Genomic DNA, 23,478 nt, shown 5'->3' on the forward strand with positions numbered 1-23,478 from the left:
CCACGGTGCTCGTGCCGGGAGTCCTGTGGGGTGCCTTCCGATCCCGCTCCGCTGACGCGACCGCACGGACGGGAGGCGCGGTGCCAGCCGGCACCGCGCCTCCCGTCCGTCAGGTGGTCCCGCGACCGCTCAGTGGATGCGGCCCGCCTCGTGGTCGCGACCGCTGCGGCGGCCCGTCGCCCGGGCGACGAAGTACAGCACCACGCCGACGGCGAGCAGCAGCGCCGCGTACAGCCAGACCTGCCCGCTCTGCTGCGTCAGCAGCAGCACGCAGGACGCGACGCCGAGCACCGGCACCCACGTCCACACCCGGAAGTGGTCGTGCTCGACCCGGTCCTTCCGCAGCACGAGGACGGCGATGTTCGTGCTGATGAACACGAACAGGAGCAGGAGCACCACGGTCTCGGCGAGCGTGCCGACGTCCCCGACCAGGGTGAGGGCCATCGCGACGACCGTGGTCGCGACGATGGCGACCCACGGGGTCCTCCGGTTCGGCAGGACCTTCGCGAGCAGGGCGGGCAGCAGTCGCTGCTCGGCCATGCCGTAGGTCACCCGGCTCGCCATGATCATGGTGAGGAGCGCGCCGTTCGCCACGGCGACCAGGGCGATGAGGCTGAACACCCAGTCGGGGACCGGGACGCCGGTGGCCGACACCACGGCCAGGAGCGGACCGCTCGACCCGGACAGCTCCGACGCCGGCAGGGCGATCGAGCTCGCGAGGGCGACGAGCACGTAGACGACACCGGCGGTGGCGAGGGACCCGAACAGCGCGCGGGGGTAGACGCGGCGGACATCGCGGACCTCCTCGGCGATGTTCGCGGAGGTCTCGAAGCCGACGAACGAGTAGTAGGCGACGATCGCGGCGCTCAGGGTGGCCAGCGCGGGGTTCGCCTCGGCGGGGAAGGCGCCGATGCGCGCGACGTCGCCGCCACCGCCGCCGAGCATCACCGCGACGACCACGATGACGATCACGAGACCGGACACCTCGATGATCGTCATGACGACGTTGCTCCGCAGCGAGTCCGAGATCCCGCGGGCGTTCAGGCACGCGACGAGCGCCAGGAACACGATCGCGGTGGGGACCGGCGGCAGGTCCACGAAGGTGCCGAGGTAGTCGCCCGCGAAGGCCAGCGACAGGCCCGCGGCGCTCGTCACGCCGGCGGCCAGCATGCTGAAGCCGACCAGGAACGACACGATCGGCGTCTTGTAGGCCCGCTCGGCGAACACCGCGGCGCCGCCGGCCTTCGGGTACTTCGTCACGAGCTCGGCGTAGGAACCGGCGGTGAGCAGGGCCAGCAGCAGCGCGAGGACCAGCGGTGCCCAGAGCGCGCCGCCGACGTCCTTCGACAGGGTGCCCATCAGGGCGTAGATGCCAGCGCCGAGCACGTCGCCGAGGATGAAGAGGAACAGGAGCGGGCCGGTGATCGCCTGCTTGAGCTTCGAGCCGGAGGGCTCGTGCGTCGTGGTGGTGCTCATGGTGGTGCCTTCCGTCGCGGTCGACGCTCCGCGGGTGGTGGTGCAGGCCCTCCCGGAAGGTCCACCGTGCGCGGTCGGCTCCCGGGTGGACGGTTCTCCACGGGTGCCCGGCGAGCCTGGGCGTCCGCGCTGGAGCGGTCCTAGACTCGACCGGAGCCGAACCGACCACCGCGAGCAGAGGAACCCCGATGACGACGCCGGACCGGCACACCCCAGCGCGACTCGCCGACACGCGAGCGCTCCTGTTCGACCTCGACGGGGTCCTCACCCCGACGGCGGACGTCCACATGCGCGCGTGGAGCCGCCTCTTCACGCCGTTCCTGGCCGAGCACGGCGTCGCCCCGTACACGGAGCAGGACTACTTCGACCACATCGACGGCAAGCCGCGGTACGACGGCGTCCGCTCACTGCTCGAGGCGCGCGGCATCGACCTGCCGCAGGGCACGCCCGACGACGCCCCGGGCAGCGACACCGTCTGCGCGCTCGGCAACCGGAAGAACGCCGAGTTCACCGCCGAGCTGACCGAGCACGGCGTCGAGCCGTACCCGGGCTCGCTGCGGTTCCTGACGGCGGCGATCGACGCCGGCATGCGGGTCGCCGTCGTGTCGAGCTCCGCGAACGCCACGCAGGTGCTCCGCACCGCGGGCATACTCGACCGCTTCCCCGTGGTCGTCGACGGGCTCGTCGCTCGGCAGGACGGCCTGGCCGGCAAGCCCGCGCCGGACACCTACCTCGACGCCGCCGCCCGGTTCGACCTGACCCCGGCGGAGTGCGTCGTGGTCGAGGACGCCACGAGCGGGGTCGAAGCCGGTCGGAACGGTGCCTTCGGGCTCGTCGTCGGCGTCGACCGCGGCGCCGGCGCCGACGCCCTGCGCGAGCACGGTGCCGACGTCGTCGTGCGCGACCTCGCCGAGCTCGTCGACCAGCTCCCGGCCTGACCTCCCCGAGACACCCACCCCTCCCCACGGAGAGAACCGCATGAACCCCATCACCTCGGACCCCCTCGACCGCGTCCGCTACCCGGTCGACGAGTGGGCACTCGTCGAGACCGAGTACACGCCGGACGAGCAGGGCGTCGCAGAGACGAACTTCGCCGTCGGCAACGGGTACCTCGGCCTGCGCGGCAACCTCGACGAGGGCCGTGGCGGCGTGCAGTACGGCACGTACGTCAACGGCTTCCACGAGACCTGGCCGATCCGGCACGCCGAGGACGCCTTCGGCTTCGCGAAGACCGGGCAGACCATCATCAACGCGCCGGACGCCAAGGTGATCCGGCTCTACGTCGACGACGAGCCCCTCGTCCTGGCCGAGGCGGACATCCTGCGCCACACACGGCGCCTCGAGTTCCGCGGCGGGTACCTCTACCGCGAGACCGAGTGGTCGACGCCGTCCGGCAAGCGGGTGCTCATCCGAGCGCGCCGTCTGGTGTCCTTCACCGACCGGCACCTCGCCGTCATCGACTACGAGGTGACCGTGCTCGACGGGGACGCCTCGATCCTGCTGTCCAGCCAGATCCTGAACCGCCAGGACGTGCAGGACGAGTACCACGCCGGCATGCGGGCCGCGGCGAACGCCTTCGACCCGCGCAAGGCCGAGGCGTTCACCGAGCGCGTGCTCGACCCCAAGCTCAAGCGCAGCACCGGTGGGCGTTCCTTGCTCGGGTACCAGGCGTCGAGCTCCGGCATGACGATCTGCGTCGGCGTCGAGCACCACCTGGAGACCGAGAACCACTGGGACGAGGCCTCGTCGATCGACGACGACCTCGCGAAGCACGTCTACCGGATCCAGGCCCGTCGTGGCGTCCCGATCCGGCTCGTGAAGCACATGGTGTACCACACGTCCCGCGGCGTGCCGGCCCGCGAGCTCGCCGACCGCTGCGACCGCACGCTCGACCGCGCCCGCGCCGAGACGGTGGAGGAGACGTTCGCGAAGCAGCGCGCGTGGATGGACGACTACTGGGTCCGCAGCGACGTCGAGATCCCGGGGCAGCCGGCGATCCAGCAGGCCGTGCGCTGGAACCTCTTCATGCTCGCCCAGGCGACCGCCCGCACCGACGGGCACGGCATCGCCGCGAAGGGCGTCACCGGCTCCGGCTACGGCGGCCACTACTTCTGGGACATGGAGATCTACGTCCTGCCGTTCCTGTCGTACACGGCGCCGATCGTCGCCCGGAACGCCCTGCGCTTCCGCTACAACATGCTCGACTCGGCACGGTCGCGGGCGCGCGAGCTGAACCAGCGCGGTGCGCTCTTCCCGTGGCGGACGATCAACGGCGAGGAGTCGAGCGCGTACTACGCAGCCGGCACCGCGCAGTACCACATCGACGCGGACATCGCCCATGCGCTCATGCAGTACGTCCGCGCGTCCGGGGACACCGACTTCCTGAAGCGCGGCGCGATCGACATCCTGGTCGAGACCGCGCGGCTCTGGTCGGACCTGGGCTTCTGGCGGTCGAACGGCGACAAGAAGTTCCACATCGACGGTGTCACCGGCCCGGACGAGTACACGACGGTGGTCGACGACAACCTCTACACGAACGTGATGGCGCGGGCGAACCTGTGGTTCGCGGTCAACGCCACGCGGCAGCTCGCCGTCGACGACCCGGAGGAGTACGGCCGGATGGTCCGGCGCACCGGGCTCGACGACGCCGAGGTGACCGACTGGGAGCACGCCGCCGAGTCGATGGAGATCCCCTTCGACCCGCACCGCGGCATCCACCCGCAGGACGCCCAGTTCCTCGACAAGGAGCTCTGGGACCTCGAGAACACGCCGGACTCGAAGCGTCCGCTGCTGCTGCACTACCACCCGCTGGTCATCTACCGGTTCCAGGTGCTCAAGCAGGCGGACGTCGTGCTCGCGCTGTTCCTCCAGGGGCACGAGTTCACGGCGGCCGAGAAGCGCCGCGACTTCGACTACTACGACGCGCTCACGACGGGAGACTCGACGCTCTCCGCCGTCGTGCAGTCGATCATGGCGGCCGAGGTCGGCTACCACGACCTGGCGGCGCAGTACTTCCTCACCGCGCTCTACGTCGACCTGGCGGACCTGCACGGCAACACCTCGGACGGTGTGCACATCGCGTCGACCGGCGGCATCTGGGGAGCGCTCGTCAACGGCTTCGGCGGCATGCGCGACCACGGCGGCCGCATGACGTTCAACCCGCGGCTACCGATGGACTGGGAACGCCTGACGTACCGGATCCAGGTGCACGGCTCGCGTGTCCGCGTCGACCTCGAGGAGGACACGATGACCTTCACGGTCGAGACCGGCGAGGGCTTCTCGGCGTGGGTGCACAACCAGCAGTGGGACATCACCGCCGGTGCACCCACCGTCGTGCCGATGCCGCACCACGGTCCGCGCATGACCGGGCACGCCCCGACCACGAGCGACATCCAGGGGACGCTGCGGGCGGACGGGTCGGTGATCACCGCGTCGATCCCGATGATCTCCCTCGACCGGGACTTCGACGTCGACGAGACGACGGCCTGACGGCCTGACGACGGCCCGCGGACTGACGCCGGCCGGGAGGCGCGGTGCGGGTCGGACCCGCACCGCGCCTCCCGGCCGGTGCGGGTCGCGTGCCCTCGCCTCCATGCGCGTCCAGCCGGCACCGGGCACCGTGTCGTGGGTGCCCCCGGGCCGACGGCGTCTCCTGCGGTACACACCGTGCAACGAGAGGAGACACCCATGGACGAGCGCTTCGCAGGCAAGGTCGCGATCGTGACCGGAGCGGGATCGGGGATCGGCGAGGCCACCGCCCGTGCCTTCGTCGACGAGGGCGCCGACGTGCTGCTCGTCGACAGCGTCGAGGAGAAGGTCCGGGCCGTCGCGGACAGCCTGCCGACCGGGCGTGCGGTCGCGCTGCAGGCCGACGTCGCCGACCCGGCAGCGTGGGAGACGATCGTCTCGGACGCCGTCGACCGGTGGGACCGGATCGACGTGCTCGTGAACAACGCCGGGACCTTCACCTCCGGTGACATCACCGACATCGAGCCCGACGAGTGGCGTCGCGTCATCGACACCGACCTGTCGAGCGTGTTCTTCGGCACGCGGGCGACGCTGCCGTTCCTTCGCGAGACCAAGGGCTCCGTCGTGAACACCTCGTCGGTCTCCGGGATGGACGCCGACTGGCGGATGAGCCCGTACAACGCGGCGAAGGGCGGCGTGACGAACTTCACGAAGGCCGCCGCTCTCGACAACGGGCAGTTCGGCGTGCGGGTGAACGCGGTCGCTCCCGGGCTGATCTGGACCGACATGACACAGCAGCAGGCCGAGGACGAGGAACTGCAGCACGCCTTCGCCGAGCGGGTGTCGCTCGGCCGGGGCGGGCGCTCGGAGGAGGTCGCCGCGGCGATCCTCTTCCTCGCCAGCGACGCGGCGAGCTACATCACGGGCGCGGTCCTGCCGGTCGACGGCGGCACCACCGCGAGCAACGGGCAGCCCGCGCAGTCCTGAGGTCGCGCCCCCCGGCTCACAGGAGCCTGCGGAGGGTGTTCGTGTTGCGGGTCGTCGTCGTGCGCTTGAAGCGCGCGGCGGCGGCCCGTCTCGCGAAGACGGTGTCGGTGCTCGAGCCCTTCGGGCACGACCAGTACACGACCCCGTCCCCGCGGGCGACCCGCTCGACCGAGTCGTCGAGCGCGAGGTCGGCCACCAGGTCGTCCAGGACGGTGTCGTCGGACCCGAACACGACGTAGTCGTGGCGGTCGGCGTGCGACGGGAACGGGAAGGCGTCGACCACGGCGGCCAGGGCCCCGTGCGGGACGAGGACGATCCACGCGTCGTACCCGAAGCGGTCACCCAGGCCCTGCTCGATCGCACCCTTGATGCTCGCGGCGTCGCCGTCGGCCGTGAACACCACGTTGCCGGACGCGAGCACCGTCCGGACGTCTCCGTACCCGAGACCGCGGAACAGTGCCGCCAGGTCCGCGCTCCGGATCGTGATCCCGTTCACGTTCGCCCCGCGCAGCAGCGCGATCCACCCGGCCATGTCGGAACCGTAGCGCGCGTCGGTGACGCAGGGCGAGCCTCCCGACAGATCCACAAGCATTGTTGCGCAACGCGTCTTGTGCATCTACGGTCGAGGCATGGACGTGCAGCGACTCGACGACGCGGCGCAGATGCGCGCGCTCGCCCACCCGACCCGGCTGCGGCTCGTGGGTCTCCTCCGGACGGGTGGGCCGCAGACGGCCGCGATGCTCGGCGACCAGGTCGACGAGGCGCCGGGGACGATCAGCTACCACTGCCGGCGGCTGGCGGAGGCGGGCTTCATCGAGCCCGCCCCGGAGATCGGCACCGACCGTCGCGAGCGGTGGTGGCGGGCGGTCGCGCAGCACACGTCCTGGAACCTCGCCGACGCGTTCGACGACCCGGACCGGATGCTCGCCGCGACCGCACTCGACCACACCGTCGCGCAGGCGTACGCCGCGGAGTACACGGCGTTCATCGACGCCGTACCGGCGCTCGGGCGGGAGTGGGTCGCGGCCTCGAACAGCAGCGACCGTGCCCTCCGCCTGACGGTCGACGAGCTGCGGGCCCTCGGCGCGGAACTGCAGGGCGTGCTCGACCGGTGGGAGACGGTCAGCGCCGACCACGAGCCGGGCGACGGGTTCGAGCGCGTCACCGCCGTCGTGCAGAGCTACCGTTCGGCCCGACCGTGAACGCGCACTGGCGACTGCGGTCGCTCCTGGCGGTCCAGGTGGTGTCGCGGACGGGCAACGTCGCGACGACCATCGCCGTGCCCTTCGTCGTGCTGTCCCGCGGCGGGTCGGCGACCGACGTCGGGATCGCAGCGTTCGCGGCCACCGTCCCCATCGTGCTCGGGGGCGCGTTCGGCGGCGTCCTCGTCGAGCGCTTCGGGTTCGTGCGGTCGAGCGTCGCATCGGACCTCGTCAGCGCGGTGACGCTCCTCGCGATCCCGCTCCTGGCATGGACCGTCGGTCTGCCGAGCTGGGCGCTGCTCGCGCTCGTGTTCCTCGGCGGGCTCTTCGACACCCCCGGGGAGTCCGGCCGCCGGGTCCTGCTGCCCGGCCTGGCCGATGCGGCCGGGATCCCGCTCGAGCGGGCGGTCGGACACTTCGAGGCGTCGGTGCGCTTCTCGGTGCTGCTGGGCGCCCCGGCCGCAGGGCTCCTCGTCGGGGCGGTCGGACCGCTGCCGGCCCTCGCCGTGACGGCCGCGGTGTTCACCGCTGCGGCGCTGCTCGCGGTGCTCACCCTGCGCGGTGCCACGGTCGCGCCGGCGACGGAGGACGCTCCGGTCGAGCCCTCGGCCGGGTACTGGCGGGACCTCGGTGCCGGGCTGCGGTTCTGCGCGCGTGACCCCCTGTTCCGGCTGGTCATCGCGCTCGTGCTCGTCACGAACCTGCTCGACGCGGCGCGGTCCACGGCCCTGCTGCCGTTGTACGCGGACCGGTTGCTCGACGGCGCGCAGTCGCTCGGCATCGTCAGCGGGACCTTCGGTGGTGCCGCATTCCTCGGCTCCCTCGTCTTCGGGTACGTGGCGCACCGGGTCCCGAGACGGATCACCTTCGTGGTCTGCTTCGCCCTCGCCGGTGGGCCGTCGCTCGTCGTGCCGGCCCTCGGGCTCGGGCTGCCGTGGGTGCTCGGCGCGTGCGTGGTGTCCGGGCTCGCAGCGGGCGCGCTCAACCCGATCCTCGGTGCCGTGGAGCTGGAGCGGATCCCGGCGGCGATGCGCGCGCGGGTCTTCGGGCTGTTGTCGGCGGGCTCGTGGGCGGGGATCCCGCTCGGCGGACTGTTCGGCGGCATCGCGGCGGACGGCATCGGGGTGACGACGACGTTCGGTGTGGTCGCCGTCGTCTACACGGTGGTGACGCTGTCGCCGTTGCTCGGTGGGAGCTGGCGGCTGATGGAGCGGCCGCGGGTCGCGTCGGCCGGGGAACCGGGACCCGCACTCGCTCGGAGCGGGTCGAGGAACGCTCCGGTAGACGAGGGGCATGACTGACGAGCGACACGACGACGGCCAGGGTCCCGACGACGCACACGTGGTGCCCGAGGGGGTGTCCGAGGCGACCGTCGAGGCCCTCGGCACGCTGTCGGCCGCGCTCGAGGTGCTCGAGCACGCGCGCGGGCTCCTCTACGGGTTCCACCGGCTCACCGGCACCGCCGACCTGAACCTCGGCGACGCCGTCGAGCAGCTCCGGAAGGCTGGCCACACCGAGCTCGCGGAGCGGATCGACACCGAGCTGGTGGGGCGCAACGTGATCGACGGGCGGTGGACGTTCCAGATCGTCGAGGACTACGACGACAACTACTACGCCCTCGCGAAGGAGCTCGAGCAGACCGCCCGCGACCAGCTCGTGGGCGGGAAGCGCCACCTGTTCGAGGCGAGCATGAAGGAGGACCGGCGCACCCCGGGCCGTCGTCGCCACGAGGCCAAGCCGGCGGACGTGTCGGACTGACGCCGCGCCTCCCGGCCGGGGCGGGAGGACGCCCCGTTGCATGCGAGACGCCCCCTTGCACACGAGACGCCCCCGGATTCGGGGGCGTCTCGCGGATGCAGGGGTGTCTCGGCAGGCGCGTGCCTACCCGACGCCGAGCAGCGCCTCCAGCGGCCCGCGCGCGAAGTACAGCAGGAAGCCGGCGGCGACGACGTACAGGAGCCACGAGACCTCGCGGCCGCGGCCGGACAGCAGCTTGATGAGCACCCAGCTGATGAAGCCGGCGCCGATGCCGTTCGCGATCGAGTAGGTCAGCGGCATCACGACGATCGTCAGGAACGCCGGCAGTGCTGCGCCGAAGTCCGTCCAGTCGATGTCCTTCACCTGCGCCACCATGAGCGCACCGACGACGACGAGCCCGGCGGCCGCGACCTCGAGCGGGACGACCTGCGTCAGCGGCGTGAGGAACATCGACGCCAGGAACAGCAGTCCGGTGACGACCGAGGCCATGCCCGTGCGGGCGCCCTCGCCGATGCCGGACGCCGAGTCGATGAAGACCGTGTTCGACGACACCGAGGCACCGCCGCCGGCGATCGCACCGGCACCCTCGACGACGAGCGCCGACTTCAGCCGCGGGAACGTGCCGTCGGGCTTCGCGACGCCGGCGGCCTTCGCGAGACCGGTCATCGTGCCCATGGCGTCGAAGAAGTTCGTGAAGACGAGCGTGAAGACGAGCATCGACGCGGCGATCGGACCGATCCGGGTGAACGCACCGAAGACGTCCGCGTGCCCGACGAGCGACAGGTCGGGGACCGCGAAGAACGCGCTCGGCAGCCCCGGGGCGTTGAGGTTCCAGCCGGTGGGGGAGTCGACCGAGGTGGGCACCTTGAAGATCGCCTGCAGGATGATCGCGACGATCGTCGTGCCGACGATGCCGATGAGCAGCGCGCCCTTCACCCGGCGCGCCATGAGCGTCCCGATGACGACCAGGCCGATCAGGAACACGATGGTCGGCAGCGCCGCGATCGAGCCGTCCTCGCCGAGCTGCAGCGGCGGCGAGGCGTTCTTCGTGGTCCGCACGAAGCCGGAGTCGACGAGCCCGATGAAGGCGATGAACAGGCCGATGCCGACCGTGATGGCGGCCTTGAGCTGCGCGGGCACGGCGGTGAAGATCATCGTCCGGATGCCGGTGAGCGCCAGGACCACGATGACGACGCCGTTGACGACGACGAGTCCCATCGCCTCGGCCCACGTCACCTGGTGCACGACGCTCACGGCGAGGAACGAGTTGATCCCGAGGCCCGCGGCGATGCCGAACGGCAGGTTCGCGATGAGGCCCATCGCGATGGTCATCACGCCGGCGACGAGTCCGGTCGCGGCGGCGACCTGCGCGTTCTGCAGCCAGCCGCCGAGGACGTCCTGCGGTGCCTGGTCCTGGCTGAAGCCGCCGAGGATGAGCGGGTTGAGGATGACGATGTACGCCATCGTCACGAAGGAGACGAGGCCACCACGGACCTCGCGGGGGATGCTCGATCCGCGCTGCGTGATGGAGAAGAAGCGGTCGAGGCCGGATGCGAAGCGGTTGCGGGGCGGGGTGTCGGTCTGCTGGGCGCTCACCGAAGGAGTTTACAGAACGCTGGGAGCGCGGCGCGTCGCCCTGGTACGTCGGTCACCCGTCCGGCCGGGAGGCGCGGCCCACCCGGGCGGACCGCGGCACCTCCGGCAGGTGGTCGCGCTCTGCGGCCAGACCGACGGTGTTGGATGGTCGCGTGAACGAACGCCTGGACCGCGTGCGCATCGAAGCCGCCGTGCGCGAACTCCTCCTCGCCGTCGGTGAGGACCCGGACCGCCCCGAGCTCGAGCGCACGCCGGCCCGGGTCGCGGACTCCTACGTCGAGTTCTTCGCCGGCATCGGGGTCGACGCCACCGCGATCGCCCGGTCCGGAGCGGTGCACTCGGAGGACGGGGAGCGCGGGCAGCTCGTCGTCGTCCGCGACGTGCGGTTCCGCTCGATGTGCGAGCACCACCTGCTGCCCTTCACCGGTGTCGCGCACCTGGCGTACGCGCCCGGGCAGCAGCTCATCGGACTCGGGACGCTGTCGCGCGTGCTCGATGCCGTCGCCTCGCGGCCGCAGCTGCAGGAGCGCCTGGGGGAGCAGGTCGCCGAGGCCGTGGCGGAGGGGCTCGACGCCGCCGGGGTCCTCGTCGTGCTCGACGCCACCCACCAGTGCGTGACCGCCCGCGGCGAGCGGCAGTCGGGGTCGTCGACGGTCACCGTGGCAGCGACCGGGACCCTCGCGGACGCGGCGGGGCGGGCCGAGGCGATCGCCCTGATCGGGGCGGGTGTCGGCGCTGCCGCCGGTGCGGGGCACGACCACGCAGCCGACCACGGGGCGGACGCGTGACGAGCGAGCAGCGCACCCCGAGCCTCCCCGCCGACCGACCGGGCTGGGTGGTGCCGGACCTGCGCGACCCGGTCCGCACGATCGGTCGGCGCACCTTCGACTTCGACCACCGCATCGCCGTCATGGCGATCGTGAACCGCACACCGGACTCGTTCCACGACGAGGGCACCACCTTCGCGCTCGACCGCGCCGTCGAAGCCGCCGTCCGCGCAGCCGAACAGGGCGCGGACTGGGTCGACATCGGCGGGGTGAAGTTCGCGCCGGGTCCGGAGCTGTCCGCCGAGGACGAGATCGACCGGGTCCTGCCGGTCGTGTCACAGCTCGCCGAGCAGTCCGACGTCGTGATCTCGGTCGACACGTTCCGGCCCGAGGTCGCGGCGGTGACGATCGCCGCCGGCGCCAGCGTCGTCAACGACACCACCGGCCTGTCCGACCCGCGGATGGCGTCCGTGGTCGCGGACTCCGACGCGACCATCGTCATCACGCACTCGACCGCGCCACCGCGCCAGGAGCTGCCGACGCCCCCGACGTACGACGACGTGACCGGCTCGGTCGTGGACTTCCTGCGCGAGCGGGTGGACCGGGCGCTCGCCGCGGGCATCCCGGAGTCGCGGATCGTGGTCGACCCCGGGCACGACCTCAACAAGAACACCGTGCACACGCTCGAGCTGACCCGGCGGCTGCCCGAGGTCGTCGCGCTCGGCTACCCGGTGCTCGCCGCGGTGTCGAACAAGGACTTCGTGGGGGAGTCCCTCGGGCGCCCCCGCGGTTCGCGGCTGTCCGGGTCGCTGGCCGCCGCCACCGTCAGCGCGATGCTCGGGGCCCGGATCGTCCGGATGCACGACGTCGTCGAGAGCGTCGACGCGATGCGCATGGTCGAGGCCGTCCTCGGCTGGCGCGAGCCCCTGGAAGCGAGGCACAACACGTGACCGTCCTGCCCCCGTCGATCGCGGACCTGTCCGACGACGACCTGCTCGACCACTACACGGACGGCGTGCCGGACGGCCCCTGGCTGCGCGTGAACTTCGTGGCCACGCTCGACGGCTCGGCTTCGGCATCGGGTCGCACCGCATCGCTCGGCGGCGATGACGACCTGCGCGTGTTCGACCTGCTCCGCCGCGTGGCCGACGTGGTGCTCGTCGCCGCGGGCACCGTGCGTGACGAGGAGTACGGGCCGATGGTGCTGCGCGACGAGGACGTCGCGTGGCGTCGGGAGCACGGCATGCCGGACCACCCGGTGTTCGCGATCGTCACGAACTCCGGGTCGCTGGACGCGTCCTCGCGGGTGTTCACCGAGGCGCCGGTGCGGCCGGTCGTGCTGACCTCGGCGGACGGGGCCGCGTCGTCGTCCGGACGGGCCCTGGCGTCGGTCGCCGACGTGGTGGAGTGCGGTCCCGCCGCTGTCGACGTGGGTGCGGTGCGGGACGCCCTGGCTGCTCGGGGCCTCGACCGGATCCACTGCGAGGGCGGGCCGTCGTTCCTGGGGGCGCTCGTCGCGGCGGACGCGGTCGACGAGCTGACGCTGACGATCGACCCGTCGCTCGAGGGCGGCGAGGGACCACGGATCGCGACGGGTTCGTCGCCGGAGCTCCGGCGGATGCGGCCGGCGCACGTGCTGCTCGGCGACGGCGGGGTGCTCCTGACCCGGTGGGTGCGGGTGCGGTAGGTGCCGGTGCGCGTGCTGGTGCGGCTCGCGTGGCCGAGCCTCGGCGTGGCGGACGAGACTCGCGGCGCGTGGCCCGAGTCTTGTCCGCCTGGCCGAGTCTCGCGGCGGCTAGGGTCGGGCGTGTGATCGACGTCGTGGTGTCCGGGGTCCTGTTCGACATGGACGGGACGCTCGTCGACTCGACCACCGTGGTCGAGGCCGCGTGGAGCCGCTTCGGCGCCGAGCACGGCATCGACCCGGCCGAGATCCTCGGGTTCTCGCACGGCCGCCAGACGATCGACACCGTGCAGCGCTTCCTGCCGCACCTGACGCCCGACGAGCAGCGTGTGATCGTCGACACGATGATCGCCGCCGAGATCGACTACACCGAGGGGATCGTCGAGGTGCCGGGCGCCGGGGCCTTCGTGCAGCGCCTGGTCGACGCCGGCGTGCCCGTCGCGCTCGTGACCAGCGCCCCTCGGGAGCTCGCGGTGAAGCGCATGGTCGCCGCCGGCGTGCCCGTCCCCGAGGCCCTCGTGCCGTCGGAGGACGCCGAGCGCAGCAAGCCGCACCCCGAGGGGTACCTGCGGGGCGCCGCCCTGCTCGGGGTCCCCGCCGAGCGCTGCCTGGCGTTCGAGGACGCCCCGGCCGGGGTGGAGGCCGCCGTCGCCTCCGGCGCGACCACCGTCGTCGTCGGGACGCTCGAGGCGCCGGTCACCGCGGGGCTGCCGCGCATCACGGGGTACGACGGACTCGAGGTCACGCGCGAAGGGTCCGCTTTCCGCATCCGGGGCTGAACGCCGGCTCCGGACTGCGAACACCTCCAGCCGCATCCGACGACCGTGGAACCCGCGGCCGGAACCCTCGGCCGCTGGTGCGGCCGGACGATCCCGGCCCGGAGAAGGAGCGACCATGGCAGCCCTCGACGGCAAGAAGATCCTCGTCATCGCGACGAACTACGGCGTGGAGCAGGACGAGATCGTCGTCCCCACCGACCAGCTCCGTGAGCGCGGCGCGGACGTGACCGTCGCCGGTCAGGAGTCCGGCTCGATCGAGACCCTCGTCGGCGACAAGGACCCGGGCAAGTCGGTGTCCGTCGACACCACCATCGGCAGTGTCAACGGCGCCGGTGACTACGACGCGCTCGTGGTCCCCGGTGGCACGATCAACGCGGACACCATCCGCCAGGACTCCGACGCGGTCGCGCTCGTCAAGGCGTTCGCCGAGGCCGGCAAGCCCGTCGCGGCGATCTGCCACGGCCCGTGGACCCTCATCGAGGCCGGTGTCCTGGAGGGCAAGACCATCACCTCGTTCCCCTCGCTGCAGACCGACGTCCGCAACGCCGGTGCCGAGTGGGTCGACCAGGAGGTCCAGGTCGACGGCGGCCTGATCACCTCGCGCAACCCCGACGACCTGCCGGCCTTCGTCGACGCGATCGAGCAGGCGCTCACCGCCTGACGCACCGACCCCGTCCGCAACACGCAACGTGGGCGGTTCCTCGCAGCGCTGTACCGCTGCGAGGAACCGCCCACGTTGCGTTTCGCGGGACCGCGAGCGGAAGCGGGCACGAGCGCGGGAGCGGGAGCGGGCGCGGGGACCGGGACGGGCCTCAGCGCGCGACCGGACGAGCCGTCCGCAGGACCGCGGGACCGAGGGCGAGCACGCCGTCGGACTCGGGGTCGCAGCGCACACCGCCCCGCCCGCGCATCGCCCGGAAGGCGCCGGGAGCCACCTCGTGGTCCATCCACGCGCACGGGTTCGCCGGGCGGTACCCCCGGAACAGCACGGGCTCCTCGCCGGGCACCTGGAGCGAGAACGGCTCGCCCCGGAGCGCCTCGACGTCGGCGCCGCGGAGGACCACGTTGCGCCGTGTCGCAGCGGGGTCGACCGTCGTGCCGAGCGCGCGCCCGACGTCCTCGAGGCCCTCCACACCGATCACGGTGACCGTTGCGTGCGCGTGCGCACGGGCGGCGAAGTACCGGTCGCCGACGATGCCGAGGCCGGCCCGCACCGCGACCCGGTCGCGCAGCTCCGGCCCGTCCGCGGGGAGCGCCCCGTCCGCCGGCCGCCCCTCGTAGCGGTGCCGCGGGGACACGAGCAGCACCACCACCTCGACGTCGGTGCGGTACGGCAGGTCGGCGGGCCCGGCCACGTCGTCGACGGAGGTCACGGTGCCCACGGTAGTCGCGCCTCCCGACCGACCCCGCTCACCACCCGCCCCCGCTCGACCGACCCGCCCGCCGCCCGCCGCTGCCGTGTCCGATTCCCGCCAGTGCCTGTCGGTCGCCCGTGCCAGGCTGGCCGCGTGACCGACCCCGCTCCACCAGAGGCCCACCGCGCCGCGCTCCACGCCGAGCGGTACCGCGCCGTCGCCTCGCGGGACGCCCGCTTCGACGGGCAGTTCGTCACCGCCGTGCACTCCACCGGCATCTACTGCCGCCCGAGCTGCCCCGCCCGCACCCCGCGGACCGAGGGCGTGACGTTCTACCGGACGAGCGCCGCCGCCCACCTCGCCGGTTTCCGCGCGTGCAAGCGCTGCCTGCCCGAGGCGTCACCCGGCAGCCCGGAGTGGGACCTCCGCGAGGACGTCGCCGGCCGCGCCGTCCGACTCGTCCTCGACGGGGTCGTCGAGCGCGAGGGCGTGCCCGGCCTCGCCGCACGCGTCGGCTACTCCGAGCGGCAGCTGGGGCGCATCCTGACCGAGGAGCTCGGTGCCGGACCGAAGGCCCTCAGCCGCGCCCACCGCGCCCAGACGGCGCGCACGCTCCTGACCTCGTCCGACCTGCCCGTCGCCGACGTCGCCTTCGCCGCGGGGTTCACCAGCGTCCGCCAGTTCAACGACACGGTGCGCGAGGTCTTCGCCCTCACCCCCACCGAGCTCCGTGCCCGACGGGTGTCCGCGCCGACGGCCGCCGACGACGGCTGGCTGCACGTCCACCTGCCCGCCCGTCCGCCGTTCGACCTGCAGGGCCTGCTCGACTGGCACGCGCTCCACGCCCTGCCCGGGCTCGAGCACGTCGACCGCGACGCGACGGGGCGGGTCACCGCGTACGGTCGCCTGCTCGCCCTGCCGGGAGGCCCGGCCCGCTTCACCGCCTCGGCCCCCGTCCCCGGCACGGCCGGTTCGGGCGCGGGGCGCCCCGGACTCGCCCTCCGCGTCCGGCTCACCACGCTCTCCGACCTCCCGACGCTGGTGGCGCGGGTGCGGGCGCTGTTCGACCTCGACGCCGATCCGGTCGCGGTCGACGCCGTCCTCGGCACCGATCCGGTCCTCGCCCCGGCCGTCGCCCGCGTCCCGGGCATCCGGCTGCCGGGCGCGGTCGACGCGCACGAGGTCGTCTTCCGCACCCTCATCGGCCAACAGGTCTCCGTCGCCGCCGCCCGGACCGCGCAGACCCGGCTCGTGACGGCGCTGGGCGAGGCGGTGGACCCGGCGCTGGCCGAGGGCGGCCTGCTCTTCCCGACCGCCACGGTGATCGCCGACCGCGGGCACGAGGTCCTCCGCGGCCCGGCCGCCCGCGTCGACACGATCCTGCGCGTCGCGGGTGCGCTCGCCGACGGGTCGCTCGTCGTCGACGGGGGACAGTCGCTCGCGGACCTGCGCGCCGGGCTCCTCGCGGTGAAGGGCATCGGACCCTGGACCGCCGACTACGTGGCCCTGCGGGTGCGGCACCACCCCGACGTCTTCCTGCACAGCGACCTCGCGGTACGCAACGGTGCACAGGAACTCGGGCTGCCCGGTGGCGTGCGCGAGCTCTCCCTACGGTCGGAGCAGGTGGCGCCGTGGCGGAGCTACCTGACGATGCACTGCTGGCGTCCGATCGTCGACCGCGCGAGCGCGACGGCCGAGGCGGCGGCAGCCACGACGAACCACCAGGAGGACGAACGATGACCGCAACGAGGACGACGACGACGACGAGGACGACGACGCAGCGCGCGACGGCACGGCCGGCCGGGACCGACACGGCGACCCTGCAGACGCTGGACACCCCCGACGGGCCGTTCTCGGTGCTCGAGGACGGCGAGGGGCGCGTGCTCGCCTCCGGGTGGACGGACGACCCCGCGCGGCTGCTCGGGCGGTTGGCCGTGCGGCACCGGCCGGAGCGGGTCACCGAGGGGCGGGTGGCCGCGGCCGAGGCGGTCGACGCCTACTACGCGGGCGAGGTCGAGCACGCGATGCAGGTGCCGGTCCGGCAGCACGGTACGGAGCTCTTCACGGAGGGCTGGCGGCAGCTCCGCGCGGTCCCGGCGGGCACCGTCCTGACGTACACCGAACTCGCGGCCGCGATGGCCCGGCCGGACGCCGTGCGGGCGGCGGCGAGCGTCTGCGCACGGAACGCCCCCGCACTCTTCGTGCCGTGCCACCGCGTGCTCCGCTCGGACGGCTCCCTCGGCGGCTTCGCCTGGGGGCTCGACGTGAAGCGCTCGCTCCTCGAGCGGGAGTCGGTCGGCGTCACCGCACTCGTGTGACCCCGTGCGTGCGGCCCGACCCGGCCGTCCGGGGCTGGAGCGCTCCCCCTCATTGCGGGTGGTGACGGGGGAGACCCGGGCTGCCATGCTCGGGGTACCGACCCGCACGGTCCGTCCCGAGGACCCGACGCAGCGCCGTCGCACCACCTCGTGAGGACCCATGCCCCGATCGACGCACCCCGACCAGCACCCCCCTTCCGGCGGGGCACCCGACCACGTCGACCGCACGGTGGTGTCCGCCGACGGGACCCCCATCGCGGTCTCCGAGACCGGTTCCGGTCCGGCGCTCGTGGTGGTCGGCGGCGCGTGGGACCACCACGGCACCCCGGCGGTCGACAAGATCGTCGCGGCACTGCGGGACGGGTACCGGGTCGTCACCTACGACCGCCGCGGTCGTGGTGCGAGCGGCGACACCGCGCCCTGGTCGATCGACCGTGAGGTCGAGGACCTCGCGGCCGTCGTGGCCTCGGTGGACGGGCCGGTCGACGCCGTCGGCTCCTGCGTCGGCGCCGGCGTGGTGCTCCGCGGGCTCGCGGCCGGCGTGCCGTTCGGTCGGGCCGTGCTCTGGGAGCCGCCGTACCGCGCCACGGTCGACCCGCACGGCGACGACGTCCTGTTCGCCGACTTCCTCGACGGACACGTCGCCGCCGGGCGTCGGGCGCAGGCGGTCCGCGCGTTCCTGTCCCGCGTGCTCGGCGTCCCGATCCCGTTCATCGCCGCCGCACGGCTGAAGCCGGGGCTGTGGCGGGCGCTCCTCGCCGACGCGCACGTCCTGGCGCGGGACGTCCGCGTGCTCAACGGCCTGTCCGTACCGGAGCGCGTGGTCGCCTCGATCGGGGTGCCGGTGCTCGTCGCGTCCGGCGACGGCGACCCCGAGTGGATGCGCGGTGCGGCCGCTGCCCTTGCCGAGGCGCTGCCGGGGTCGCACCACCTCGTCGTCGCCGGGCAGGCGCACGTGCCCGACGCGCGCGTGCTCCGCGACCTCGTGGACCGCTTCGCCGAGGTCCCCGCCGCGGAGTGAGGTCCGGCGGTCGTCCGTGCGAGAGGATGAGGACGTGACTGCTCCCCGCCTCGGCCTGCTGCTCGACGTCGACGGACCCATCGCGAGCCCGGTGACCCGGACGATCGCGATCCCCTCGATCGTGGCGGACCTCGTCGCGCTCGCCGCCGAGGGCGTCCCGATCGTCTTCAACACGGGCCGGAGCGACGCGTTCATCCGGCAGGAGGTCGTCGGTCCGCTCCTCGACGGCGGTCTGGCTGCCGGCGGTCGGGTGCACGCCGTGTGCGAGAAGGGCGCGGTGTGGTGCTCGATCGGGCCGCAGTACGAGGGCGGGATGAGCGACCTCGCGATCGCCGAGGACCTCGCCCTGCCGCGGGACTTCGCCGACGAGATGCGCGAGCTCGTCCGTGCCGAGTACGCCGACCTGGTGTTCTTCGACGAGACGAAGCACGCGATGGTGTCGATCGAGCAGCTGGTCGAGGTCCCGAACGCCGCCTACCTCGCCCGCCAGGCCGAGTTCGACGCGGAGGCGATGGCGGCGCTCGAGCGACGGGGCCTCGGCGTCCGCCGGCTCGACGACGTCCGGCCCGACGCCGACGGCGCCGTGCAGTGGCGCGTCGACCCGACGATCATCTCGACCGACGTGGAGTCGGACCGGTCGGGCAAGGACATGGGTGCCGAGCGCGCGCTCGAGCTGCTCGCGCAGGACGGCGAGCTGCCCGTGACCTGGCGGACCGTCGGCGACTCGCGCAGCGACTACGCGATGGCGGACTGGCTGCACGCGAACGGGCACGACGTCGCGCACGTCGACGTGCGTCCTGCCGACGGGGTGCCCGCGACGCCGTACCCGGTGCTGACGGCGCCCGACGGCGTGATCCACGACGAGGCGGGCGCACGCTTCCTGGCGGACTGGCGCCGCGGGGTCTGACCCGCACCGCGGTCCGGGTGCGCCGTCCTACCGGGCCGGCACCGGGCCTCCCGGCCGTCGAGCCGCCGGTCACACACTTTGCGAGCCGGGGTGGTACACCAGTACCCTCACGGGGTCCACCGCCAGCCGACGACGGGATCCCCCATGGCACCACCCCTGCGCATCAAGTCGATCGAGGCCTCCCTCGCCGACTCCGAGGAGCAGGGCCGCTCCCTCAAGCGGTCCCTGAAGACCTTCGACATCGCCGCGATGGGCATCGCGGTCGCCGTCGGCGCCGGCATCTTCTCGGTCGGGGCGAACGCCGCCGCGAACTTCGCCGGGCCGAGCGTCATCCTGTCGTTCCTGCTCGCCGCCGTCACGTGCGGCCTGGCGATCATGTGCTACGCCGAGTTCGCCTCGACCATCCCGGTCGCGGGCTCCGCGTACACGTTCACGTACGCGACCATGGGCGAGCTGCTCGCCTGGATCGTCGGCTGGGACCTCATCCTCGAGACCCTCACCGCGAGCGCGGTCATCGCGAAGTACTGGGGCATCTACCTGAGTACCGCGTTCGGGGTGTTCGGCATCGACCTGCCGTCGACGATCCAGCTCGGCCCGATCGGCTTCACCTGGGGGCCGGTCCTCATCGTCGGCGTCTTCACGGTGCTGCTCGCCTTCGGGACGCGCCTGTCGTCCCGCGTCTCCGCCGTCATCACGGTCATCAAGGTCGCGATCGTCGTCTTCGTGATCGTCGCCGGCGCGTTCTTCGTCAAGGCGGCGAACTTCACCCCGTTCGTCCCGCCGGCCGAGCCGTCGAAGGGCGCCGAGGGCGGCGTGCTGACGCAGTCGCTCGTGTCCTTCGTCACCGGTCAGGCGCCCGCGCAGTACGGCGTCTTCGGCCTGCTCGCCGCGGCGTCGCTCGTGTTCTTCGCGTTCATCGGCTTCGACGTCGTGGCGACCAGCGCCGAGGAGACCGAGAACCCGCAGAAGACGCTCCCGCGGGGCATCTTCATCGGCCTCGGCATCGTGACCCTGCTCTACGTCGGTGTCAGCATCGTCATCACCGGCATGGTGTCCTACCAGCGCCTGGCCCAGGAGGACGCGCCGTCCCTCGCCTCGGCGTTCGACATCGTCGGACTGCCGTGGGCCGCGGGCATCATCGCGATCGGTTCGCTCATCGGCCTGACCACCGTCGTCATGGTGCTGCTGCTCGGCCTGTCCCGCATCGTGTTCTCGATGAGCCGCGACGGGCTGCTGCCGCGCTGGTTCTCGAAGACGAACCCGAAGACGCAGACCCCGGTCCGGGTGCAGGTCGTCGCGGGCGTCGTCGTCGCGTTCATCGCCGGGTTCACCGCGGTCGACAAGCTCGAGGGCATGATCAACATCGGCACGCTGTCGGCGTTCGTCCTGGTGTCGATCGGCATCGTCGTGCTCCGGAGGACCCGCCCCGACGCACCGCGTGCCTTCCGGGTGCCGTGGGTGCCGGTGCTGCCGATCCTGTCGGCCGTGCTGTGCTTCTGGCTCATGCTCAACCTCGAGGTCGAGACCTGGCTGCGGTTCATCGTGTGGCTGGCGATCGGGTTCGCGATCTACTTCGGCTACAGCCGTCGGCACAGCCGGGTGGGCAAGGGCCTGCAGTAGGGCTGGGCGGTCGGGTCCGTCGTCCGTCCGGGTCGGCTGTCCGGCCGTTCGCGCAACCAAGAGCACCTCGCGCCACGGATCGCCGTGACGCGAGGTGTTTCTGGTTGTGCGGGGGCACATCGCGCCGGGCATGCTCCCGGCCGTCTACGCGCCGACGGCGAGCGCGACGCCGAAGCCGAGCATCACGACCGCGACCAGGCCGTCGAAGACCCGCCAGGTCGTCGGCCGCGCGAACAGCGGTCGGAGCAGCCGGCCGCCGTACCCGAGCGCGCCGAACCACACGCAGCTCGCCGCGACCGCGCCGACGGTCCACCACCAGCGGTCCTCGGGGCCCTGCTGGTTCGCCACCGAGCCGAGGAACACGAGGGTGTCGAGGTACACGTGCGGGTTCGCCCACGTGAACACGAGCATGGTCAGGACGGCCGTCAGCAGCGACGGCACCGGTACGGCCGACCGGACGGGAGGCACGGCGCGCGTCCGCCCCGCCAGCTCCGGTCCGTCGGTCGGGCCCGGTCCGGACACGGTCGGACGCTCCGCCACGTGCTGTCCGTCGGTCGCGTGCGCGGGTGCGCCCACCGCCGACGCGGCGCCGGCCGGCACCACCACACCGTCGTCCGCGGCGTCCTCCTCGACCCGCATGACGTCGCCCGACGGCCGCAGCGCCCGTCGCGCGGCGAGCACGCCGTAGACCACGAGGAACGCCGCCCCGACGAACCGGACCACCACGAGCGCCGCCGGGAACCGTTCGACGACGACCCCGACGCCGAGCACCCCGGCGACGATGAGGACCGCGTCCGACACCGCGCACACGACGACCGCGGCGGTGACGACCCGAACGGAGGCGCTCGCGGCCAGCCGGAGCAGGTACGTGTTCTGCACGCCGATCGCGACGATCAGGGCGAGGCCGGTGCCGAGTCCGGCGAGCAGGGGGAGCAGTGCGGTCACGGTCTCGACGCTAGGCACGGGCCGACCTGCAGTCCAGCTCACGTTGCTGCAGCGTCGTAAGCTGCGCTGCATGCTCCGTCTGCAACGCGACCACCTCGAGACCCTGCTGGCCGCCGTCGACCACGGGACGCTCGACGCCGCGGCGCGGGCGCTCGCGATCACCCCCTCGGCGGTCTCGCAGCGCATCAAGGCGATGGAGCAGCAGCTCGGACGGGTCCTCCTCCAGCGCACCACCCCGGTGGCGCCGACCGCCGACGGCGAGGTCGTCCTGCGGCACGCACGGCAGGCACGTCTGCTCGACGACGAGACCGCCCGGGCGCTCGGAGCCGTCGGGGGCGCGGACGGCCCGGCGGTGCCGTCGATCCCGCTCGCGGTCAACGCCGACTCGCTCGGCACGTGGTTCCTCGACGCCCTCGCCCTCGTGCGGGCCGACACCGAGGTCGTGTTCGACCTGCACCGGGAGGACCAGGACCGCACGGCGGAGCTCCTCCGGGCGGGCACCGTGATGGCCGCGGTCACGGCGGAGGCGGACCCGGTGCAGGGGTGCTCCTCGGTCCCGCTCGGCGTCGACCGGTACCGGGCCGTCGCATCACCGGCGTTCGTGGACCGCTACCTCGCCGGCGCCGACACCGAGCGTCGGATGACCGACCGGCTCGACCGGGTCCCGCTCGTCGACTACGACCGCGACGACGACCTGCAGCAGGGGTACCTCCGCCGGGTGCTCGGCCACGCTCCTCGCGGTCCGCGGCACTTCGTCCCGACCTCGGCCGACTTCGCCCGCGCGGTGTCGCTCGGCTTCGGCTGGGGGATGCTGCCCGAGGCCCAGTGCCTCGCGGGCCTGCGCAGCGGGGAGCTCGTCGAGCTCACGCCGGGCCGTCGTGCGGACGTGGCGCTGTGGTGGCAGCGGTGGAACCTGGCGTCGCCCCTGCTCGAGCGGGTCACCGACGCAGTCCGCACCACCGCCCGCGAGCGGATCCACCCGCCGGCCTGAGGCGGATCAGGCGGTCGCGCGCCAGCGGAGCCCGTCGACGAGCAGGCCGACCAGGTGCTGGCTCTGCTCGGTCGTCGGCGCCCCGTGGCAGAGGTCGGCGACGGCACGCAGCAGCTGCCCCGCATCGAGGTCGTTCCGGATGCTCCCCGCCGCCGACGCGGCGTCGAGCAGCTCGGTGAGCGCGCCCCCGAGTCGGTCGATGAACCACGGGTGCAGCCCCTCGAAGGCCGGGTCGCCGGACTGCAGCGCGGCGGCGAGCCCGCGCTTCGTGGCGACGAACCCGGTGAAGCGCCGGAGCCAGAGCGCGAGCGCCTCGTCCGGCGCGTGGGCGGCACGGAGCTCGTCGGCGGCGTCCGCGCACTCCTCGACGGCCTGGCGGAAGACCGCGACGACGAGGTCCGAGCGCTGGGGGAAGTGCCGGTACAGCGTGCCGACGCCGACGCCGGCACGATCGGCGACGACCTTCGCCGGGGCGTCCACCCCCTGGTCGGCGAAGACCTCGCGGGCGGCGTCGACCAGGGCGTCCAGGTTGCGGCGGGCGTCGGCGCGCACGGGTCCTCCGATCGGGGGTTGCGGAAACGGAAAGCCGTTCCGTATCCTTCCG

At 73.0% G+C, this 23,478-nt stretch carries 23 protein-coding genes; 17 read left to right on the forward strand and 6 right to left on the reverse strand.

Annotated elements, in window-relative coordinates:
* Nucleotides 1-129: 129 nt before the first annotated feature.
* The gene (locus AB0N84_RS01880; protein ID WP_363543402.1) at nt 130-1,476 is read right to left on the reverse strand and encodes an APC family permease; all 1,347 of its coding nucleotides are present in this window, start codon (nt 1,474-1,476) and stop codon (nt 130-132) included.
* A gap of 188 nt (nt 1,477-1,664) precedes the next feature.
* Between AB0N84_RS01880 and AB0N84_RS01885 the strand changes: the two genes are divergently transcribed.
* From AB0N84_RS01885 to AB0N84_RS01895, 3 genes are all read left to right on the forward strand, one after another.
* Nucleotides 1,665-2,414: a beta-phosphoglucomutase family hydrolase gene (locus AB0N84_RS01885; protein WP_363543404.1), complete on the forward strand. Its 750-nt coding sequence runs from the start codon at nt 1,665-1,667 to the stop codon at nt 2,412-2,414.
* Between the two features lie 40 nt (nt 2,415-2,454).
* Entirely contained in the window at nt 2,455-4,965 is a 2,511-nt protein-coding gene (locus AB0N84_RS01890; protein WP_182045313.1) for a glycoside hydrolase family 65 protein, read from the forward strand.
* Nucleotides 4,966-5,163: 198 nt separating this feature from the next.
* Nucleotides 5,164-5,931, forward strand: a complete 768-nt coding sequence (locus AB0N84_RS01895; RefSeq protein WP_363543407.1) for an SDR family NAD(P)-dependent oxidoreductase — start codon at nt 5,164-5,166, stop codon at nt 5,929-5,931.
* 16 nt (nt 5,932-5,947) lie between these two features.
* Here AB0N84_RS01895 and AB0N84_RS01900 read toward each other — a convergent pair whose 3' ends face one another.
* Nucleotides 5,948-6,463, reverse strand: a complete 516-nt coding sequence (locus AB0N84_RS01900) for a DUF1697 domain-containing protein (RefSeq protein WP_182045315.1) — start codon at nt 6,461-6,463, stop codon at nt 5,948-5,950.
* Nucleotides 6,464-6,560: 97 nt separating this feature from the next.
* On the opposite strand from AB0N84_RS01900, the gene AB0N84_RS01905 reads away from it, so the two are divergent.
* Genes AB0N84_RS01905 through AB0N84_RS01915 form a run of 3 tightly spaced genes read left to right on the forward strand, consistent with a single transcriptional unit; the run spans nt 6,561 to nt 8,891 of the window.
* Nucleotides 6,561-7,133, forward strand: a complete 573-nt coding sequence (locus AB0N84_RS01905; RefSeq protein WP_363543409.1) for a helix-turn-helix domain-containing protein — start codon at nt 6,561-6,563, stop codon at nt 7,131-7,133.
* Nucleotides 7,130-8,434 carry an MFS transporter gene (locus AB0N84_RS01910; RefSeq protein WP_363543411.1) on the forward strand — a complete coding sequence of 435 codons (1,305 nt, stop codon included), beginning with the start codon at nt 7,130-7,132 and terminating at the stop codon, nt 8,432-8,434. The genes AB0N84_RS01905 and AB0N84_RS01910 overlap by 4 nt, the downstream gene beginning before the upstream one ends.
* Nucleotides 8,427-8,891 (forward strand): hypothetical protein, encoded by a 465-nt coding sequence (locus AB0N84_RS01915; protein WP_182045318.1) that lies wholly within the window; start codon nt 8,427-8,429, stop codon nt 8,889-8,891. The genes AB0N84_RS01910 and AB0N84_RS01915 overlap by 8 nt, the downstream gene beginning before the upstream one ends.
* A 123-nt stretch (nt 8,892-9,014) precedes the next feature.
* Here AB0N84_RS01915 and AB0N84_RS01920 read toward each other — a convergent pair whose 3' ends face one another.
* Nucleotides 9,015-10,487 (reverse strand): NCS2 family permease, encoded by a 1,473-nt coding sequence (locus tag AB0N84_RS01920; protein ID WP_363543414.1) that lies wholly within the window; start codon nt 10,485-10,487, stop codon nt 9,015-9,017.
* A 152-nt stretch (nt 10,488-10,639) separates the two neighbouring features.
* Between AB0N84_RS01920 and folE the strand changes: the two genes are divergently transcribed.
* From folE to AB0N84_RS01945, 5 genes are all read left to right on the forward strand, one after another.
* Complete coding sequence (gene folE, locus AB0N84_RS01925; protein WP_363543416.1) at nt 10,640-11,275, forward strand: GTP cyclohydrolase I; 636 nt, start codon at nt 10,640-10,642, stop codon at nt 11,273-11,275.
* Nucleotides 11,272-12,204 (forward strand): dihydropteroate synthase, encoded by a 933-nt coding sequence (folP, locus tag AB0N84_RS01930; protein ID WP_363543418.1) that lies wholly within the window; start codon nt 11,272-11,274, stop codon nt 12,202-12,204. Before folE ends, folP begins: the two co-directional genes overlap by 4 nt.
* Nucleotides 12,201-12,941 (forward strand): pyrimidine reductase family protein, encoded by a 741-nt coding sequence (locus AB0N84_RS01935; protein ID WP_363543420.1) that lies wholly within the window; start codon nt 12,201-12,203, stop codon nt 12,939-12,941. Before folP ends, AB0N84_RS01935 begins: the two co-directional genes overlap by 4 nt.
* A gap of 122 nt (nt 12,942-13,063) precedes the next feature.
* Complete coding sequence (locus tag AB0N84_RS01940; RefSeq protein ID WP_363543422.1) at nt 13,064-13,717, forward strand: HAD-IA family hydrolase; 654 nt, start codon at nt 13,064-13,066, stop codon at nt 13,715-13,717.
* A 115-nt stretch (nt 13,718-13,832) separates the two neighbouring features.
* Nucleotides 13,833-14,378, forward strand: a complete 546-nt coding sequence (locus AB0N84_RS01945; protein ID WP_363543424.1) for a type 1 glutamine amidotransferase domain-containing protein — start codon at nt 13,833-13,835, stop codon at nt 14,376-14,378.
* A 151-nt stretch (nt 14,379-14,529) separates the two neighbouring features.
* Here the strand turns inward: AB0N84_RS01945 and AB0N84_RS01950 are convergent, their stop codons facing one another.
* The gene (locus AB0N84_RS01950) at nt 14,530-15,090 is read right to left on the reverse strand and encodes a molybdenum cofactor biosysynthesis protein (protein WP_363543426.1); all 561 of its coding nucleotides are present in this window, start codon (nt 15,088-15,090) and stop codon (nt 14,530-14,532) included.
* Nucleotides 15,091-15,225: 135 nt separating this feature from the next.
* On the opposite strand from AB0N84_RS01950, the gene AB0N84_RS01955 reads away from it, so the two are divergent.
* The 5 genes from AB0N84_RS01955 to AB0N84_RS01975 all read left to right on the forward strand — a co-directional run bounded on the left by AB0N84_RS01955 (nt 15,226) and on the right by AB0N84_RS01975 (nt 20,938).
* A complete protein-coding gene (locus AB0N84_RS01955; RefSeq protein ID WP_363543428.1) occupies nt 15,226-16,812 on the forward strand; it encodes an AlkA N-terminal domain-containing protein in 1,587 nt (528 codons plus the stop codon).
* Nucleotides 16,809-17,390 carry a methylated-DNA--[protein]-cysteine S-methyltransferase gene (locus AB0N84_RS01960; protein ID WP_363543430.1) on the forward strand — a complete coding sequence of 194 codons (582 nt, stop codon included), beginning with the start codon at nt 16,809-16,811 and terminating at the stop codon, nt 17,388-17,390. Before AB0N84_RS01955 ends, AB0N84_RS01960 begins: the two co-directional genes overlap by 4 nt.
* Nucleotides 17,391-17,550: 160 nt before the next feature.
* On the forward strand, nt 17,551-18,411 hold the full coding sequence (locus AB0N84_RS01965) for an alpha/beta hydrolase (RefSeq protein WP_069713227.1): 861 nt from the start codon (nt 17,551-17,553) through the stop codon (nt 18,409-18,411).
* Nucleotides 18,412-18,445: 34 nt separating this feature from the next.
* Nucleotides 18,446-19,318, forward strand: a complete 873-nt coding sequence (locus AB0N84_RS01970) for a hypothetical protein (protein WP_363543432.1) — start codon at nt 18,446-18,448, stop codon at nt 19,316-19,318.
* 144 nt (nt 19,319-19,462) lie between these two features.
* On the forward strand, nt 19,463-20,938 hold the full coding sequence (locus AB0N84_RS01975; RefSeq protein WP_363543434.1) for an amino acid permease: 1,476 nt from the start codon (nt 19,463-19,465) through the stop codon (nt 20,936-20,938).
* 144 nt (nt 20,939-21,082) lie between these two features.
* Here the strand turns inward: AB0N84_RS01975 and AB0N84_RS01980 are convergent, their stop codons facing one another.
* Nucleotides 21,083-21,883, reverse strand: coding sequence for a LysE family transporter (locus tag AB0N84_RS01980; protein ID WP_363543436.1), 801 nt, complete (start codon nt 21,881-21,883; stop codon nt 21,083-21,085).
* Between the two features lie 70 nt (nt 21,884-21,953).
* Between AB0N84_RS01980 and AB0N84_RS01985 the strand changes: the two genes are divergently transcribed.
* Entirely contained in the window at nt 21,954-22,874 is a 921-nt protein-coding gene (locus tag AB0N84_RS01985) for a LysR family transcriptional regulator ArgP (RefSeq protein ID WP_363543438.1), read from the forward strand.
* Between the two features lie 6 nt (nt 22,875-22,880).
* Here AB0N84_RS01985 and AB0N84_RS01990 read toward each other — a convergent pair whose 3' ends face one another.
* On the reverse strand, nt 22,881-23,426 hold the full coding sequence (locus tag AB0N84_RS01990; protein ID WP_182045331.1) for a TetR/AcrR family transcriptional regulator: 546 nt from the start codon (nt 23,424-23,426) through the stop codon (nt 22,881-22,883).
* Nucleotides 23,427-23,478 lie beyond the last annotated feature (52 nt).

Origin of the sequence: Curtobacterium sp. NPDC089185 (assembly GCF_040685235.1) — a bacterium.
Lineage (GTDB): Bacteria > Actinomycetota > Actinomycetes > Actinomycetales > Microbacteriaceae > Curtobacterium > Curtobacterium citri.